The 15,796-nt window shown below is 65.4% G+C and carries 18 protein-coding genes; 6 read left to right on the top strand and 12 right to left on the bottom strand.

All coding sequences use genetic code 11. The annotated features are described in order from the left end of the window. Window positions 1-343: 343 nt before the first annotated feature. From darH to EA795_RS01265, 4 genes are read right to left on the bottom strand one after another with little or no spacing between them, the layout of a single operon-like run. Window positions 344-1,339, bottom strand: coding sequence for a BtrH-related acyltransferase DarH (darH, locus tag EA795_RS01280; RefSeq protein WP_122075107.1), 996 nt, complete (start codon window positions 1,337-1,339; stop codon window positions 344-346). Beyond that, window positions 1,336-1,746 carry a DarG family dialkylresorcinol biosynthesis protein gene (locus tag EA795_RS01275; protein WP_122075105.1) on the bottom strand — a complete coding sequence of 137 codons (411 nt, stop codon included), beginning with the start codon at window positions 1,744-1,746 and terminating at the stop codon, window positions 1,336-1,338. Before EA795_RS01275 ends, darH begins: the two co-directional genes overlap by 4 nt. Beyond that, on the bottom strand, window positions 1,736-2,893 hold the full coding sequence (locus EA795_RS01270) for a beta-ketoacyl-ACP synthase III (RefSeq protein WP_122075103.1): 1,158 nt from the start codon (window positions 2,891-2,893) through the stop codon (window positions 1,736-1,738). Before EA795_RS01270 ends, EA795_RS01275 begins: the two co-directional genes overlap by 11 nt. An 18-nt stretch (window positions 2,894-2,911) precedes the next feature. Further along, window positions 2,912-3,826, bottom strand: a complete 915-nt coding sequence (locus EA795_RS01265; protein ID WP_122075101.1) for a dialkylrecorsinol condensing enzyme — start codon at window positions 3,824-3,826, stop codon at window positions 2,912-2,914. A gap of 32 nt (window positions 3,827-3,858) precedes the next feature. Between EA795_RS01265 and EA795_RS01260 the strand changes: the two genes are divergently transcribed. After that, on the top strand, window positions 3,859-4,320 hold the full coding sequence (locus tag EA795_RS01260) for a DUF2141 domain-containing protein (RefSeq protein WP_240644975.1): 462 nt from the start codon (window positions 3,859-3,861) through the stop codon (window positions 4,318-4,320). Here the strand turns inward: EA795_RS01260 and EA795_RS01255 are convergent, their stop codons facing one another. The 5 genes from EA795_RS01255 to EA795_RS01235 all read right to left on the bottom strand — a co-directional run bounded on the left by EA795_RS01255 (window position 4,321) and on the right by EA795_RS01235 (window position 9,531). Beyond that, a complete protein-coding gene (locus EA795_RS01255) occupies window positions 4,321-4,863 on the bottom strand; it encodes a lipocalin family protein (protein ID WP_014854429.1) in 543 nt (180 codons plus the stop codon). A 29-nt stretch (window positions 4,864-4,892) separates the two neighbouring features. Continuing rightward, on the bottom strand, window positions 4,893-5,147 hold the full coding sequence (gene bamE, locus EA795_RS01250) for an outer membrane protein assembly factor BamE domain-containing protein (RefSeq protein ID WP_014854430.1): 255 nt from the start codon (window positions 5,145-5,147) through the stop codon (window positions 4,893-4,895). Between the two features lie 99 nt (window positions 5,148-5,246). Next, the gene (locus tag EA795_RS01245) at window positions 5,247-5,849 is read right to left on the bottom strand and encodes a DUF924 family protein (protein ID WP_122075099.1); all 603 of its coding nucleotides are present in this window, start codon (window positions 5,847-5,849) and stop codon (window positions 5,247-5,249) included. Between the two features lie 3 nt (window positions 5,850-5,852). Then, on the bottom strand, window positions 5,853-6,863 hold the full coding sequence (locus EA795_RS01240) for a class 1 fructose-bisphosphatase (RefSeq protein WP_014854432.1): 1,011 nt from the start codon (window positions 6,861-6,863) through the stop codon (window positions 5,853-5,855). A gap of 208 nt (window positions 6,864-7,071) precedes the next feature. After that, window positions 7,072-9,531, bottom strand: a complete 2,460-nt coding sequence (locus EA795_RS01235) for a glycogen/starch/alpha-glucan phosphorylase (RefSeq protein WP_014854433.1) — start codon at window positions 9,529-9,531, stop codon at window positions 7,072-7,074. A gap of 148 nt (window positions 9,532-9,679) precedes the next feature. On the opposite strand from EA795_RS01235, the gene EA795_RS01230 reads away from it, so the two are divergent. Further along, complete coding sequence (locus EA795_RS01230; protein ID WP_122075288.1) at window positions 9,680-10,087, top strand: YkgJ family cysteine cluster protein; 408 nt, start codon at window positions 9,680-9,682, stop codon at window positions 10,085-10,087. A gap of 117 nt (window positions 10,088-10,204) precedes the next feature. Next, a complete protein-coding gene (locus EA795_RS01225) occupies window positions 10,205-10,657 on the top strand; it encodes a thioesterase domain-containing protein (protein WP_065984520.1) in 453 nt (150 codons plus the stop codon). A gap of 34 nt (window positions 10,658-10,691) precedes the next feature. On the opposite strand, the gene cysQ is transcribed toward EA795_RS01225, so the two are convergent. Next, on the bottom strand, window positions 10,692-11,510 hold the full coding sequence (cysQ, locus tag EA795_RS01220) for a 3'(2'),5'-bisphosphate nucleotidase CysQ (protein ID WP_122075097.1): 819 nt from the start codon (window positions 11,508-11,510) through the stop codon (window positions 10,692-10,694). Next, window positions 11,507-12,070 carry an ADP compounds hydrolase NudE gene (gene nudE / locus EA795_RS01215; protein ID WP_014854437.1) on the bottom strand — a complete coding sequence of 188 codons (564 nt, stop codon included), beginning with the start codon at window positions 12,068-12,070 and terminating at the stop codon, window positions 11,507-11,509. Before nudE ends, cysQ begins: the two co-directional genes overlap by 4 nt. Before the next feature lie 115 nt (window positions 12,071-12,185). On the opposite strand from nudE, the gene yrfG reads away from it, so the two are divergent. The 3 genes from yrfG to EA795_RS01200 all read left to right on the top strand — a co-directional run bounded on the left by yrfG (window position 12,186) and on the right by EA795_RS01200 (window position 14,388). Next, window positions 12,186-12,866, top strand: coding sequence for a GMP/IMP nucleotidase (gene yrfG, locus EA795_RS01210; protein ID WP_122075286.1), 681 nt, complete (start codon window positions 12,186-12,188; stop codon window positions 12,864-12,866). 40 nt (window positions 12,867-12,906) lie between these two features. Next, entirely contained in the window at window positions 12,907-13,752 is an 846-nt protein-coding gene (fdhD, locus tag EA795_RS01205) for a formate dehydrogenase accessory sulfurtransferase FdhD (protein WP_058077944.1), read from the top strand. 195 nt (window positions 13,753-13,947) lie between these two features. Then, complete coding sequence (locus EA795_RS01200; RefSeq protein WP_014854440.1) at window positions 13,948-14,388, top strand: YMGG-like glycine zipper-containing protein; 441 nt, start codon at window positions 13,948-13,950, stop codon at window positions 14,386-14,388. 76 nt (window positions 14,389-14,464) lie between these two features. On the opposite strand, the gene EA795_RS01195 is transcribed toward EA795_RS01200, so the two are convergent. Further along, entirely contained in the window at window positions 14,465-15,694 is a 1,230-nt protein-coding gene (locus tag EA795_RS01195) for a nucleoside recognition domain-containing protein (protein ID WP_058073875.1), read from the bottom strand. Between the last annotated feature and the right edge of the window lie 102 nt (window positions 15,695-15,796).

The raw sequence follows: 15,796 nt of genomic DNA, 5'->3' as shown, positions 1-15,796 counted from the left end.
ATTACACCCGGATGATGTCTCGAACGTTGGATTACGCCTTCGAATTGGCGGGTTACGCCTTCGGCTAACCCGACCTACAACTGACTCGACGTCCATATAGGGCCGAACTTGTTCGGCCATGTTCCCGTTAGTTGTTGCGAGTACTCGTGCACGCGGCCATCGTGGGAGGGGCCTTAGCCGCGAACGGAGCCACACCGATGCCCGAGCATCGATTCGCGGACAAGTCCGCTCCCACAAAGCAGGGTTGCTCCAGCAACACGTCCTGGGACATAACCATGCATTCGGCCCTGCAGGTGGGGCGCATGGTGCCATGGCCGAACAAGTTCGGCCCTACGAGGGCGGGTCAGCGTCTGGCCCAGCCGGCCAACCGCCGTACCAGTTCGCGCTCCTGCGTGGCGATGGCGTCCAGCATCGCGGCGATGCCGGCAAAATCGCCGTCGCCCTGCTTGTTGCGTGACTGGCGCACGCAGGCCGAGGCGAACTGGCGCCAGTCGTCGCCGATGCGGGTCAGTTGCGTAGCCATGTCATTGAGTGCCGGATCGCCCAGCAGCGTGCCGGATTCCTGCAGGAAGCTGGCGTACATGAAGCGGAAACCCGCACCGCCGGTGCCGATCTCCTCCTGCATGCGCACGATATGGGTGAGGTAGAGCCGGTTGTATTTCGCCTGGGCCGGATCGAGCTTGCGGATCTGCGCGGCCAGGTGATGGATGCCGCGAATGCCGATCCAGGGCAGTGGCATGCCGTCGAGGATGCGCGTGGTGGACACCAGGCTCTGGCGCACCAGGCGATCCCAGTCCTGTTCCGGTGGCACATCTTCGAGCCAGTACATCAGCCCCTTGGCGGCCAGCGCACCCTTGGCGAAGCGCGCCTTCTGCAGGTCAGCGCTGGCGCAGCGCACCGGTTCCTCGAAAACCGGGTCGCTGAGCAGGTAGTCGTCGCCATCGCGACCATAGGCCAGCAGGTTGTGCGCGTTGAAGTGAAAGCGCATCTCCGGCGGAAAGTACGGCAGCCAGAACACCGAGCTCTGCAACCCGGCCAGGCGCCCCTCGGCCAGGGCGCGGTCCAGCGCCAGTCGGCCCTGTTCCGGCTGACGGAAGGTGGCCGTGTGCAGGCGCGCGCCGAGGCGCTTGCTCAGCGTCCTGATGATGTGTTTCGGCGGCATCCGGTAGGCGATCAGCGGCATGCCGCCGAGCTTGACGATGGGCAGATAGGCGAACGCCAGCCCCGAGGCCAGGCCGAAGGCCATCGGCTCGCTCATGGGCAGGCCAGCATGGGTCAGCAGGTTGGCCATCACCCCGCTTTCACAATGGGCGCTCTGGCGGTGCTGGAAGGCGCTCATCGCGGCAACTCCTGCTGGTAGCGGATCAGTTCGGCGACGTCCAGGCCGAAGGCCTCGGCGTAGCGCGTCAGCTGCTTGGTAGTCAAACGGCGATAGATGGTCGGGCGGAAATGCCGGCGGATGCGCCATTGCCAGAAGCCGGTTATCTGCGCCAGCGCCGGCTCATCGAGCCGGTAGCGGTACATCAGGCATTTCAGCGGCGAGGCCTGGCCACTGCGCCACTCGGCCAGGGCCTGGGCTTCCTGCTCTTCGAGCTGCGCCACGGCCAGTTGCGTGGCGTAGGACTCGGGCTCCCAACCAGCGCTCTGGGTACCCCGGTAACGGCCCTGTTCGTCCACGGCGTAGAGCAGCTTGCTGTGGCCGCCGTAGCTGCTGTCGGGGTCCTGCGGGACCTCGTCAAGCCTCATCGGGTGCAACCACGGTCATGTGCAGGAAGGCGCTGGAGAAGCGGCCACTTTCCGGCACGTAGCCGAGCAGGCGCTGGCCGGCACGGAGCTGGCCGCTGTGGAACAGCTCGTCGAGCATGATGAAGAAGGAGGCGGCGCCGGTATTGCCCTTGCGCGTCAGGTTGGTGAACCAGCGCTGCTGGGGAATGGCGAAGTCGATGCGGGCCAGGCCTTCGGCCAGACGGTCGCGGAAGAATTCCGAGGAATAGTGCGGCAGGAACCAGTCGATGTCCTCGGCGCGCATTTCGCGACGGCGGCGAATGCGTTGCAGCGCCTCCTCGACGGTGACCTGGACGATGTTCTCGTTGAGCAGCTTGACGTCCTGCTTGATGGCCATCACCGAGCGGCGGTTGCGTTCCTCGACGTCCATGCGGCTCCAGCCGACCAGGCCCTCGCCCTGCCTGTCCGCACCGCCGTACATGCAGGCCGGAAAGCGATCAGCGAAGGACAGGATATCGATCCAGTCGATGCGCAGGCTCAGGCCCTCGGGGTTGGGGCGGTCTTCCAGCCAGACCGCGCCGGCGCCGTCGGAGAGCATCCAGCGCAGGAAATCCTTCTCGAAGGCCAGTTCCGGGCGGCGCTCCAGCTCTTCGGCGGCGCTGTCGATCTCGGCGCTGAAGTTGCGCGCCTGCATCAGCGCCGAGGCGACTTCCGAGCCGCAGGCCACGGCGTTGCGGCTCTCGCCGCTGGCCACGTTGAGCCAGGCGTATTTCAGCGCGCTGACACCGCACAGGCAGATGCCCGCGGTGGTCACCACCTCGCAGGGCGGATTGCCCAGTTCGCCGTGCACCATCACTGCATGGCCGGGCAGAGTCTGGTCCGGCGAGGAGGTGGCGGCCACCAGGCACTGCAGTTCTTCAAGCTCGGCGGGGCTGGCCAGACCGCGAACGGCCTCAGCGGACAGCTGCGCGTTGGTCATGCTCGGCTCGCCGGTGGCCGGATCGATCACGTAGTGGCGCTGGCGAATGCCATTGCGGCGCAGGACGATGGAACGCGCCCGTGAGGGACGGTCGCCGACCTGACCGAGGCGTGCTTCCATCTGCTCGTTGTCCACCGGGTCGTGCGGCAGGCAGGCGCTGATGCGATTGATGTAGACGGGCTTGGCCACGGGACGGTCCTCGAAACGTTACTCGCCGGACGGCGCAGCAAAATAGGCTTTTTCCCGCTGGATTCGGGCGCGGGTCAGGGGGCTAAGCAGCTTTTTCAGCAATGCGGTGACCGGCACCACGGTGAGGATCAGGCTCAGCAGAAAGACGATATAGACGATCAGCCCGGCACGCCGGCGCAGGCTGTGCTGCGGGCCGAGCGCCGCCAGCAGCGTGCCCCAGGCCTTGAAACTGCGGGTGCCGACGCGCTCGCTGGCGATCAGTTTTTCATCGATGCGCACCGCGCCCAGGCCACGCAGCATCGGCTGTTCGATAGGGCCGCCTTGCGCCAGGCGCTCGCCGATGGCCACGCCGAAGCGCTGCGCACCGGCGATCTCGGCCTCGCTGATGCCCGCCTTGGGCAACCAGGCGAAGGGCTGCTGGCGACCGGTGAACATCCACAGCGGCGTAGCCAGGAAGCTCGCCGCGCTGCCGCATGCATCGGTCAGCACGATGTTGTCCAGCAGCCGCGCACCCAGCGCATCGAGGCGTGCCTTGAGCTTTTCCTGGGCCATCAGCCACATGTTGCGGCAGCCGATCAGCGTCACCACCGGCGTACCCCGCAGCAGCCGCGCCGCTTCCGGCGAGGCGAGGAAGCTGGTGATAGGCCGCGACGGCGAGAGGAACCAGACCTGGTACGCGAGAATCACCAGGTCGTAGCGCTTGTTCGCATCCACCTGCAACGGCTGCAGTGGCTCGGGGCGCATCAGCACGGTTTCGGGGAAGATGCTGAAAAAGGTGAGGAACGGCCAGGGAAAGGGATAAGGTGTGGCCGGCTGCACGGCGAGGAAGTCCAGCTGCACATCGTCACGCGCCAGCAGCGGCGCACAGACGGACTGCACCAGCCGGCCGAGCTGCCCCGTTTGCGAATAGTGAACGACCAATACCTGGCGCATCGAAACTTCAGTCACCGAAAATGGTCGCGATTATGCCACAGCATGTAAATCAGAATGTAACGCGCACATGGCTCTTTGCCGGCCTTGTGACGACCGGCGTAGCTGCAGCGCAGGCGGCGGATATCCGGTTGCAGGTCGAGAATGTCGCCCAGAGTGTGCTGCATGCCGAGCTGCATTCAGCCGACGCGACGCGCTGGGACGCGCCCTTGCAGCGGATGAGCGGTTCTCGGGAGGCGCTCGTTTTCCATGATGTCCCGCCCGGACGCTATGCGGTGCAACTGTTCGTCGACGTGAACGCCAATGGCCGGCTCGACCTCACGCCCCGAGGCCTGCCAACCGAGCCGGTGGGATTCTCCAGCAACCCGCGCCTGTTCAAGGGCAAACCCGCGCCCTCGGGGTGTGCCTTCGAACATGGCGAGGCCGCTAGCCTGGTGTCGATCGAACTGCGCCAGCGGGGTGCCGCCCAGCGCGCTGCGGACGAAACGGAGCGGTAATCAGCGAGCCTCGCCGCGCCAGATCAGCTCATCGGTGTCGTAGCCACGCCTGTGCGCCTCGTCGAGCAGCCGTTCGCGCGTCGCCGAGTCGATTCGCTCCTCGCGCGACAGCAACCAGAGGTAGTCGCGATCCGGACTGCCGACCAGCGCGACGCTGTAGTCGTCATCCAGATAGAGCACCCAGTAATGGCCCTTGCTCAAGCCGGGGAAAAGATTGCTGAACCAGTTATCGAAGCGCACCCAGAGCTTGTCGGTGCGGCCCGGCTGCTGCGGCACCGCCTCGCCCCTGGCTTCCTTCCACTCGCCGCTTGCCGTTTCGCAGCGGTTGACCACCTCGACGCGACCCTCGTCCTGCAGCCGGTAACGCGCCTCGGAGCGCACGCAGTCGCGCTGGAAGAACATCGGCAGACGCGCCTGTTCGTACCAGGTGCCCTGATAGCGCTGCAGATCGACGTCACCTACCGTCCGTGGTGCATCGACTGCGTTGGAGCTGGCGCACCCGGCCAGCAATAAGGCACTGAACAGAGCTGCTGCGATACGCATGGTTCTCTCTCCTGTCTCGAGACGCTGACTTATTTCAGGCCCTGGCCGGAAAACATCATGACCTTGTCCCCGGCGAACTGAATGCTGATGAAGCGGTTCTTCTGCCCCCAGGTACAGCTGGACATACCCAGCGCCCCGGCACATTCGCCCGGCTTGCCGAGCAGTTCTTCCACCTGCTGGCGCGACATGCCGGCTTCCAGCTTGGCGAAGTTTTCCTGGGTGACGGGATTGCAACCCGTCAGCATCAACAGACCGGCAAGCAATGCTGGAAAACGCAACGACATAGAGAACCTCCGATATTCAGTGCCTGACCTTGCAGATCACGCCGTTGTCATGGATTAGGGGACCGATGCAGCGAAGGGTTCCGCCGAGGCCTGCAGGTTCTAGAAACCTGACCCTGGCTGGGCGAGAAAGGTGCGCTCGGCTTCGCTCGAAGCGCGTCCGAGAATCGCATTGCGATGGGGAAAGCGTCCGAAGCGGGCGATCACGTCGCGGTGGCGCTCGGCGAAATCGAGGAATCCCTCGAAGGCTGGCCGGCCCTCCTCCTCGGCGAGATCGCGCAGCTCGGCGAACCGCGCCACGGCCAGATCCTGGCTCTGCAGATTCTCGGCATGCTCCAGCACCAGGTAGATGAAGACCCGCTCGATGGGCGCGAGCGACTCATCCCGCCCCCGCTCCAGGCCATCGCGCACCAGTTGCTGCGCACGCGCGTCTCCGGCAAAGGCCAGCGGCGTGCCACGGTGGATCATGCGCGGTAGCTGGTCGAGCAGCAGGGTCAGCGCCAGCCAGCCTTGCGCAGCGTCGGCCCATTGTTGCAGGCCACCTGCGAGCGCCTGCTGGCAGAGGTCGCCGAAGCGCTGGCGCACCTCGTCATCCTGCTCGGGCTTGTAGCCGAACCACAGCCCGTGCTTCTCCTCGACGATGTCCCGCGCCGTGCCGCCCTGGCCGAACCACCAGTCCAGCAGTTGCTGCCAGGGCGCCTGCATCGCTCAGCCCCCGTGGTAACCGGTGACGCGCTCGACCTCTTCGCGCGAGCCGAGGAACACCGGTACGCGCTGGTGCAGCGAGGTCGGCTGGATATCGAGGATGCGCTGCCGGCCGTTGGTAGCGGCGCCGCCGGCCTGCTCGATGATGAAGGACATGGGGTTGGCCTCGTACATCAGGCGCAGCTTGCCGGGCTTCTCCGGCTCGCGCGCATCCCAGGGGTACATGAACAGACCGCCACGGGTGAGGATGCGGTGCACGTCGGCCACCATCGAGGCGATCCAGCGCATGTTGTAGTTCTTGCCCAGCGGGCCTTCCTCGCCGGCCAGCAGTTCGCTGACGTAGCGACGCACCGGCTCTTCCCAGTGGCGCTGGTTGGACATGTTGATGGCGAATTCGGCGGTGCTGTGCGGCACGCGAATGTTGTCGTGGGTGAGCACGAAGCTGCCCAGTTCGCGATCCAGGGTGAAGCCCATCACGCCGTTGCCGAGCGTCAGCATCAGCATGGTCTGTGGACCGTAGATGGCATAACCGGCGGCGACCTGCTTGGTGCCGGGCTGGAGGAAGGCCTCTTCGCCGAGGGCATCGTTCTGGGAGAAACATTCGCCGGGGCAGCGCAGCACCGAGAAGATGGTGCCGACCGACACGTTCACGTCGATGTTGGAGGAGCCGTCCAGCGGGTCGAACACCAGCAGGTAGGCGCCCTTGGGGTACTTGCCGGGGATCTGGTAGGCGTTGTCCATTTCCTCGGAGGCCATGCCGGCCAGGTGACCGCCCCACTCGTTGGCTTCGAGCAGGATCTCGTTGGACAGCACGTCCAGTTTCTTCTGCACCTCGCCCTGCACGTTCTCGCTCTCGGCGCTGCCGAGCACGCCGCCCAGCGCGCCCTTGGACACCTGGTGGCTGATTGCCTTGCACGCCCGCGCCACCACCTCGATGAGGAAGCGCAAATCCGCAGGGGTGTTGTTGCTGCGAGTCTGCTCGATCAGGTAGCGGCTCAGGGTTACGCGTGACATGGAATGACTCCGGGAGAGGAAAAAACCCGCGCAGTTTAGCAGGCCATGGAGAAACTGACCTTCCCTCAGACCGGCCCACTTGCCGCAGAGTTCAGCGAAACGGCCAGGGCCCGTCCGGTTTCGCTGCAAGCCGCGCTGTTGCAGCGATCGCGAGCAAACCGGCGCCCCGCATGCAGGGCGAGCGTGCCGATGAGCGCCGCTGTGCGACTCACATGACCTTCCAGATCTCCTCGGCGTATTCGCGGATGGTCCGGTCCGAGGAAAACCAGCCGGTGCGGGCGGTATTCAGCACCGCCGAACGCCACCAGCGAGCCGGATCGCGCCAGCGTTTCTCGACCTCCCGTTGTGCCTGCCAGTAGGCCTCGAAATCCGCGCAGACCATGAAGGTGTCATGCCAGGTGATGCCATCGATCAGGGCGGTGTAACGCCCCGGGTCATCGGCGGAGAATGCCCCGTTGCGAATGGCCATGAGCACCTCGTTGAGCCGAGGCGACTGGTAGATGGTCGCCTCGGCGTTGTATTCGCCAGCCTGCTTGCGTGCCTCCACTTCCTGGGCGGTCATGCCGAAGATAAACATGTGCTCCAGGCCGATCTGTTCGCTCATTTCCACGTTGGCACCATCCAGGGTGCCGATGGTCAGGGCGCCGTTGAGGGCGAACTTCATGTTGCTGGTGCCGGAGGCCTCCAGCCCGGCGGTGGAGATCTGCTCGGACAGGTCGGCCGCCGGAATGATGCGCTCGGCCAGACTGACGTTGTAGTTGGGCAGGAACACCACCTTGAGCAGGTCGCGCACCGTCGGGTCGTCATTGATGGTGCGGGCGATGTCGTTGGTCAGTTTGATGATCAGCTTGGCGGTGTGGTAGCTGGCCGCCGCCTTGCCGGCGAAGATCTTCACCCGTGGCACCCAGTCGCCGCCCGGATCGGCGCGAATGGCCTGGTACAGCGCGACGGTGTGCAGCAGATTGAGCAGTTGTCGCTTGTATTCGTGGATGCGTTTGACGTGCACGTCGAACAGCGCATGCGGATCGACACGGATACCCACACGTTCCTGAATCAGACCGGCCAGCAATTCCTTGTTGGCCAACCGCTGCTCGGCGAATCGTCGGCGAAACTCCGCCTGCTCGGCGAAAGGCTCCAGCTCCCGCAAGCGGGTTTCCGGGGCGTCCAGCAGCTCTTCGCCGACATGTTCCACCAGCAGCCGGGTGAGCGACGGGTTGGCCTGGTACAGCCAGCGACGGAAGGTGATGCCGTTGGTCTTGTTGCTGATGCGCTGCGGGTACAGCCGATGCAGGTCGGTGAACACCGTCTCGCGCATTAGTTGGGTATGCAGCGCCGAGACGCCGTTGACACAGTGGGAGCCGAGAAAGGCCAGGTTGCCCATGCGCACCCGGCGGCCATGATCCTCTTCGATCAGCGACACCGAGCGCAGCAGGCGGGCATCGTTGATGTCGCGCGCGCGCAGGCTGTCCAAGTGCTGCGCGTTGATCAGGTAGATGATCTGCATGTGCCGCGGCAGCAGGCGCTCCATCAGGCCCACCGGCCAGGTTTCCAGGGCTTCGGGCAGCAGCGTGTGGTTGGTGTAGGACAGGGTCGCGACCGTCAACGCCCAGGCCTTCTCCCAGGGAACGTCGTGCACATCCACCAGCAGGCGCATCAGCTCGGCCACGGCAATCGCCGGATGGGTGTCGTTGAGCTGGATGGCGTTGTATTCGGGCAGGCTCAGCACGCTCTGATGCTGATCGAGATGACGCCGCAAGAGATCCTGCAGGGAAGCCGCCACGAAGAAGTATTCCTGGCGCAGGCGCAGTTCCTGGCCCGCCTCGGTGCTGTCCGCCGGGTAGAGCACGCGCGAGATGCTCTCGGCGCGCGCCTCTTCGGCCACCGCGCCGATATGGTCGCCGGCGTTGAAGCGCTCCAGGTGAAAATCCGCCTCGGCCCGCGCGCGCCACAGGCGCAGGGTGTTCACGCTGCTGCCGCGCCAGCCGACCGTCGGCGTGTCGTACGCGATGGCCCGTACCCCTTCGGCCCAGTGCCAGAAATGCTGCGACAGCGCCTGTTCGTCACCGGCACGGGGCAGCGCCGTGACATGACCACCGAAACCGATCAGGTAGCTGACCTCGGCCCGCTCGAACTCCCAGGGGTTGCCGAAATTCAGCCAGGTTTCGGTCTGCTCGTGTTGCCAGCCATCGACGATGGCCTGGCGGAACAGCCCGTGGTCGTAGCGAATGCCATAGCCATAGGCGGCGATGCCCAGCGTGGCCATGCTTTCCATGAAACAGGCGGCCAGGCGGCCAAGCCCGCCGTTGCCCAGCGCCGCATCCGGCTCCTGTAGGCGGATCTGGTCGAAGTCCACACCCAGCTCGGCCAGTGCCTCACGGGCGATATCCAGCAGTCCGAGATTGCTCAGGCTGTCGGTCAGCAAGCGACCGATCAGAAACTCCAGCGACAGGTAATAGACCCGCTTGCCATTCTGCCGATAGGTCTCGCGGGTCCGGTCCATCCATCTGTCGATCATCCGGTCGCGGGTTGCCAATGCGACCGCCTCGTACCAGTCGAGCTGGGAAGCGTGCCCGGCGTCCTTGCCAATCGCGTAGGTCAGCTTGCGCAGAATGTTTTCACGAAAGGTGGCGATGTCGTCGGGACTGGGGAGATTGGATTCCTGCGTCATGAGGGACCTCGGGACGGTGGCAAGAAATGGCGACACCCGGCGGACCAGAGCCGGTCTGGCATCCATGTCCGGCTTCGACTCGCCATCGCCACTGGAAATTCCCCGGCCAGCCGTTATCATCGCGCGCCTTTCCCCCGATGCCTGCACCGTGAAAAACAAGCTGATCGCCTCCGCCGACCCGGATCGCCTGGAAACCTGGGCCCGCTACAGCAACGGCCTGTGCCGCGACTGTCGCGCCACCTGCTGTACCTTGCCGGTGGAGGTGCGCATCGACGACCTGATCCGCCTGGAAGTAGTCGACCCCTTCGAGCGCGACGAACCACTTCGCAACATCGCCAGACGGCTGAGCAAGGCCGGCATCGTCGAGCACTTCAACCAGAAGCACGGCATATTCACGCTGACCCGCCTGGCCAACGGCGACTGTCTCTACCTGGATCGCCAGACCCGGCTCTGTACCGTCTACGCCAAGCGCCCCGACACCTGCCGCAATCATCCGCGCGTCGGTCCACGGCCCGGTTACTGCGCCTACCAGCAGAAAATCGTGGAACGCCGATAGCCTTTCGCCCCGCCAGCGGCGAATCATCAAATGCGCCTGGTGGAACTGGCAAAACCGTGACTCAGCAGTCATGCTTGGCGTCTGCCAGTATCCGCAACGTTTAGGAATCCACCCGGCATGAGCCGCGATAGCCGTTACCTGGAAGCCATTCTCCACCACGATATCCCGTTGACGCGGTCCATGGGCCTGCGCGTCGAGCAGTGGGAAAACCACGAGCTGCGCCTGAGAGTGCCGCTGCAAGCCAACATCAATCACAAGAGCAGCATGTTCGGCGGCAGCCTGTACTGCGCCTCGGTGCTGGCGGGCTGGGGCTGGATGCACCTGCGCCTGCGCGAGGCGGGCATCGACGACGGGCACATCGTGATTCACGAAGGCCAGATCGAATACCCGCTACCGGTGGTGGACGATGCGATCGCCATCTGCTCGGCGCCGTCCGATGAGGCCTGGGAGCGCTTCGAAGCGATCTATCGCCGCCGTGGCCGCTCGCGCGTGACGCTGCACAGCCGCATCCTCGCCGCCGATGGCCGCGATGCCGTACGCTTCACCGGGCAATTCGTCCTGCACAAATAAGCACGGCGCGCTCAAACGCTACGCCTTCGGCGGCCTAGCGCGCCTTGGCGAGCTCGATCAGCTCGGCACGCCAGGCGGCATCCCGCGGCAATGCCAGAAAGGAAGGGTTGAGGTAGCTTTCGCGCGCCTCGTAGGTCAGCGGCGCGCCGTCGATGTCCAGCACTTCCCCACCAGCACCTTCGAGCACGCCCTGGGCAGCAGCGGTATCCCACTGGGACGTGGGCGCCAGGCGTGGATAGCAGTCGGCCAGGCCTTCGGCCAGCTGGCAGAACTTCAGCGAACTGCCGACGCTGGCCAGCACCAGCTCCCCGAAGCGCTCCCCCAGCCCAGCGAGCAAGCGCTCCTGCGCCGGACTCGAATGACGCCGGCTGGCCACCACGGTGAAACTGCCCGGCGGAGTCGGACGCACCTGCAGCGGCTCGACGTGCCCCTCGGCGTCGGCGCACCAGGCGCCCAGCTCCGCGCCACCGTAGTAGCAGCGCCCGCTGGCCGGCACGCCGACCACACCGAACAGCACCCGCCCCTGATCGATCAGCGCCACGTTGACGGTGAATTCCACGCTGCCGCTGATGAACTCCTTGGTGCCATCCAGCGGATCGACCAGCCACCAGCGAGTCCAGCCGGCGCGCTCGGCCAGTGCCAGATCGCAGGCTTCCTCCGACAGCACCGGAATGCTCGCGTCCAACGCCTGCAGGCCTTCGCTCAGCAGATGGTGGGCCGCCAGGTCGGCGGCGGTGACGGGGGAGGCGTCGGCCTTTTCATGCACCTGCAGCTCGCTGCGCCAATGAGGCAGTATCGCGCGACCGGCGGCCTGGACCAGATCGATCACCGGGGCCAGATAAGGATGGCTCACGAGAATTCTCCACGCTGGGTCAGCAGGTCGCGGGCCAGGTAGAGCGCCGCCAGCGCACGCCCCTCGCTGAATTGAGGGTGCTGGACAAGCGCGGACAGCTCGTGCAGGTCGACGCGCTCGACACGCATCGGCTCCGGTTCGTCGCCCGGCAGTTGCTCCGGATAGAGGTCGCGCGCCAGCACCACCTGAATCTTCTGACTCATGTAGCCCGGCGACAGCGACAGTTCGGTCAGCCATTCGAGCCGGCGAGCGCCGAAGCCGGCCTCCTCCTTGAGCTCGCGGTTGGCGGCATCGAGCACGTCCTCGCCAGGCTCAATCAGTCCCTTGGGCAGCGACAGTTCATAGGTATCGGTGCCACCGCAGTATTCTTCGATCAAAAGCACCCGGCCATCGGCCTCCAGCGCGACGATCATGACTGCGCCGTAGCCGGAGCCCTTGCCCACCAGTCGTTCGTAGGTGCGCTCCACGCCGTTGGAAAAACGCAGTTGCAGCTCCTCGACACGGAACAGGCGGCTGCTCGCGACGATCTCACGGGCGAGCACGGTGGGCTTCTGGCGCATGGCGGCACTCCTGGAAACGCGGTCGGTTATCATAACCCGGCTTTTTGCCGGGACCGCTAACGCTTTGCATCGAGCTGACGGCTGCCCCACCATTGCCACCATGAAGAGCCTGCCCATGATCGCCTCCCTGCCGTGGTCCGACATCGATACCGTCCTGCTGGACATGGATGGCACCCTGCTGGACCTGCATTTCGACAATCAGTTCTGGCTCGAACATCTGCCGCAGCGCTATGCCGAGCGCCACGGCATCAGCCGCGCCATGGCCGAGCTGGAGCTGGCGCCACTGTTCAATGAACACGAGGCCCGGCTCACCTGGTACTGCCTGGACTACTGGACCCGCGAACTGGAGCTGCCGATCCGCGAGATGAAGCGCGAGGTCGCCGACCTGATCGCCCTGCGTCCGGCCGCCGACGAGTTCCTCGCGGCCTTGCGCGAGGCCGGCAAGCAGGTGGTGCTGATCACCAACGCGCACCGCGATTCGCTGTCGCTGAAACTGGAACGCGTCGAGCTGGCCCCCTGGTTCGACCGGCTGATCAGCTCCCACGATTACGGTTTTCCCAAGGAAGATGCGCAGTTCTGGTATGCGCTGAAGCAGGACATCGACTTCGATCCGGGGCGCACGCTGTTCATCGACGACAACCTGCCGATCCTGCGCAGCGCACGCCGCTTCGGTGTCGCCCAGCTGCTGGCGGTCAGCGAACCGGACAGCCGTCGCGGCCGCAAGGACACCGAGGAATTCGCCGCGGTCGAAGACTACCGCGAACTCATCCGCGCGCTGCAAGGCGTGCAGCCCTGAGCCTGAACCCCTCCGCCCTCACCGAGATACGGATCCACCGATGAACCCACCCCAGCACGACGCTCCGCTCGACACTGCCCAGGCGCAACCCGGCGGTAGTCAGTCCAGCCAGTTCCAGCCTCTCGGCCAGCCGCAGCTGGAGCCGGTGGAACTGGCCGAGGAGTGCGCGCTGGCCATCGCCTACAACGGCCTCAGCCAGGCGGTAATGATGGTATCGCCCATCGATCTGGAAGATTTCGTGGTGGGTTTCAGCCTGGGCAGCGGCATCGTCGAGAGCGTTCAGGACATTTACGACATCCGTATCGGCGGCACCGGCAGCGGGCGCCATGCCGAAGTGGAAATCGCCAACCGCGCCTTCTGGAAGCTCAAGCAGCAGCGTCGGCAGTTACCCGGCAACGCCAGTTGCGGCCTCTGCGGTGTCGAAGCGCTGGAACAGGCTCTGCCGCAGCTGCCGGTCATGCCGGTCGCGGCACTGCCACCGGCGCATTGGTTACAGGACCTGCGCCAGCGCATCGACGGCTTCCAGCCCCTGGGCCAGAGCTGCGGCGCGGTGCATGCCGCGCTGTTCATCGATGCCCGGGGCGAGCTGCTGCTGAGCCGCGAAGACATCGGTCGGCACAATGCGCTGGACAAGCTGATCGGCGCACTCAAGCGCAACGGGCACGAAGTCTCCGGCGGCGTCGCCGTGGTGACCAGCCGTTGCAGCCTCGAGCTCATCCACAAGGTGCAACGCGCCGGCATTCCTACTCTGGTCAGCCTTTCGGCGCCGACCAGCCTTGCCGCGAGCTGGGCGCGGCAGCACAACCTCAACCTGATCCATCTGCCACGCAATGGATCTCCGCGGGTTTACAGCCCGGCGAACGCAGCGGCCGAGCACGCGGATTGAAGCAGGACCGACCGCCTCACCTGCCCTGCCAGCATACCGGACAAGAGAGCTTCGACCGCTTCGCCTGTTGAAAATTCCGCTTTCGTATCAGTTAGTTAGAAAACGAGAGAAACTTCACGCCTTTCATCGACGAGTGCTTGCGCCGTTCCTCGGCGCACGTGAGGATCGCGCCGCCAATCCATCGGAGGTTTCGTCATGAAGTATTCGTCGATGCTGTTGTTGTCCGCGAGCCTGCTGAGCAGCGCCGCGTTTGCCGGAAGCAACACCGAAGCGGCCGTCGGCGGCGCTCTGGGTGGCGCCCTGGGCTCGGTGGTAGGTGAACACCTGGGCGGCTCGACAGGCGCGACCATCGGTGCCGGCGTTGGCGGTGCGGCAGGAGGGATGGTCGGTGCCGACAAGCGCAGCCGTACCGAAGCGGCCATCGGTGGCGGCCTCGGTGCCGCGGGTGGCAACGTGATCGGCCAACGGGTCGGCGGCAGTACCGGCGGGCTGATCGGCGCTGCCGTCGGTGGTGGCGCCGGCGGCGCGATAGGCAACGAGTACGGTGATGACGACGATGATCGCCGGCATTACCGCAGCGGCCACCCCGGCAAAGCCAAGGGCCATTACAAGCACAAACACAAGCATCGCCACTGAGGCCGAGTGGCTAGCGGCGCCTGCGAAGGACGCGCCGCGCCACCTTGGTCCGTACCGGGTCGGCCTCTTCGCCCGCTTAGCCGAAGAACCAGTAGCAGACGAAGATGGCCGCCACCACGCCCGCCAGGTCCGCCAGCAGTGCGCAACCCACGGCATGACGTACGCGCTGGATACCCACCGCACCGAAATACACGGCCAGTACATAGAAGGTGGTTTCGGTGCTGCCCTGCACGGTCGCCGCCACCAACGCGGGAAAGCTGTCCACGCCATGGTTCTGCATCGTCTCGATCAGCATGGCACGTGCCGCGCTACCCGAGAATGGCTTGACCAGCGCGGTGGGCAACGCGTCGACAAAGCGCGTGTCCAGGCCGACGACGTCCACCAGCCAGCGAATGCCGTCCAGACCGAATTCCAGTGCGCCGGACGCGCGCAGTACGCCGACTGCACAAAGCATGGCGACCAGGTAGGGCAGCAGGCTCTTGGCCACATCGAACCCTTCTCGCGCACCTTCGACGAAGCTTTCGTAGACCGGCACCTTGCGCAGCGCGCCGATGCCGACGAAAGCGACGATCAGGCCGAACAGCGTCAGGTTGCCCAGTAGCGACGACAGGGTCGCCAGCGCCGTGGCCGACAGGCTGGCCAGCAGCGCCATGAAGGCACCGAGCAGCAGCGCACCGGGAATCAGGTAGGCCAGCACCACCGGATCCCACAGGCGCAGCCGCTGCATCAGCGCCACCGACAACAGGCCGGCCAGGGTCGAGGCGCTGGTGGCCAGCAATATCGGCAGGAACACCAGCGTCGGGTCCTCCGCGCCTTGCTGCACGCGATACATGAAGATCGACACCGGCAGCAGCGTCAGCGACGACGCGTTGAGCACCAGAAACAGGATCTGCGCGTTACTCGCCACGGTGCTGCTGGGATTGAGCTCCTGCAAGGCCCGCATGGCCTTGAGGCCGATGGGTGTCGCGGCATTGTCCAGGCCCAGGCCGTTGGCGGCGAAATTCAGGGTGATCAGGCCGAGCGCCGGATGGCCGGGGGGCACTTCCGGCATCAGCCGACGAAACAGCGGGCCCAGCAGCCGCGCCAGCAGATCCACCAGCCCGGCCTTCTCGGCGATGCGCAGGAAACCCAGCCAGAGGGTCAGGGTACCGAACAACAGGACCATGACCTCGACCGACAACCGCGCCATGGCGAACAGGCTCTCGACCAGCGCGGCGAACACGGCCGGATCGCCGCCCAGCAGCCAGCGCGCCAGGGCCGCCACCGTCGCAATCAGAAAAAAGCCCAGCCAGAGGCCGTTGAGCATGTCGCTCTCCAGAACTATCGATGCGCGCGATGATAACGGCGTGGACCAGCAGCGACCATCGGTGAAACGATCGGGCGAACCGACGGTAACCGTAGTCGGAAG

Origin of the sequence: Stutzerimonas nitrititolerans (assembly GCF_003696285.1) — a bacterium.
In the GTDB taxonomy this organism is placed as follows: Bacteria; Pseudomonadota; Gammaproteobacteria; order Pseudomonadales; family Pseudomonadaceae; genus Stutzerimonas; species Stutzerimonas nitrititolerans.
The sequence above is the reverse complement of the archived record's forward strand: the minus strand, read 5'-3'. Positions and strand labels throughout refer to the sequence as shown.

Coding starts and splice junctions, on each gene's coding strand:
- darH (WP_122075107.1), bottom strand. CDS start 1,339: ATGAGCGCCTTCCAGCACCGCCAGAGCGCCCATTGTGAAAGCGGGGTG.
- EA795_RS01275 (WP_122075105.1), bottom strand. CDS start 1,746: ATGAGGCTTGACGAGGTCCCGCAGGACCCCGACAGCAGCTACGGCGGC.
- EA795_RS01265 (WP_122075101.1), bottom strand. CDS start 3,826: ATGCGCCAGGTATTGGTCGTTCACTATTCGCAAACGGGGCAGCTCGGC.
- EA795_RS01260 (WP_240644975.1), top strand. CDS start 3,859: ATGCCACAGCATGTAAATCAGAATGTAACGCGCACATGGCTCTTTGCC.
- EA795_RS01255 (WP_014854429.1), bottom strand. CDS start 4,863: ATGCGTATCGCAGCAGCTCTGTTCAGTGCCTTATTGCTGGCCGGGTGC.
- bamE (WP_014854430.1), bottom strand. CDS start 5,147: ATGTCGTTGCGTTTTCCAGCATTGCTTGCCGGTCTGTTGATGCTGACG.
- EA795_RS01245 (WP_122075099.1), bottom strand. CDS start 5,849: ATGCAGGCGCCCTGGCAGCAACTGCTGGACTGGTGGTTCGGCCAGGGC.
- EA795_RS01240 (WP_014854432.1), bottom strand. CDS start 6,863: ATGTCACGCGTAACCCTGAGCCGCTACCTGATCGAGCAGACTCGCAGC.
- EA795_RS01235 (WP_014854433.1), bottom strand. CDS start 9,531: ATGACGCAGGAATCCAATCTCCCCAGTCCCGACGACATCGCCACCTTT.
- EA795_RS01225 (WP_065984520.1), top strand. CDS start 10,205: ATGAGCCGCGATAGCCGTTACCTGGAAGCCATTCTCCACCACGATATC.
- nudE (WP_014854437.1), bottom strand. CDS start 12,070: ATGCGCCAGAAGCCCACCGTGCTCGCCCGTGAGATCGTCGCGAGCAGC.
- yrfG (WP_122075286.1), top strand. CDS start 12,186: ATGATCGCCTCCCTGCCGTGGTCCGACATCGATACCGTCCTGCTGGAC.
- fdhD (WP_058077944.1), top strand. CDS start 12,907: ATGAACCCACCCCAGCACGACGCTCCGCTCGACACTGCCCAGGCGCAA.
- EA795_RS01200 (WP_014854440.1), top strand. CDS start 13,948: ATGAAGTATTCGTCGATGCTGTTGTTGTCCGCGAGCCTGCTGAGCAGC.
- EA795_RS01195 (WP_058073875.1), bottom strand. CDS start 15,694: ATGCTCAACGGCCTCTGGCTGGGCTTTTTTCTGATTGCGACGGTGGCG.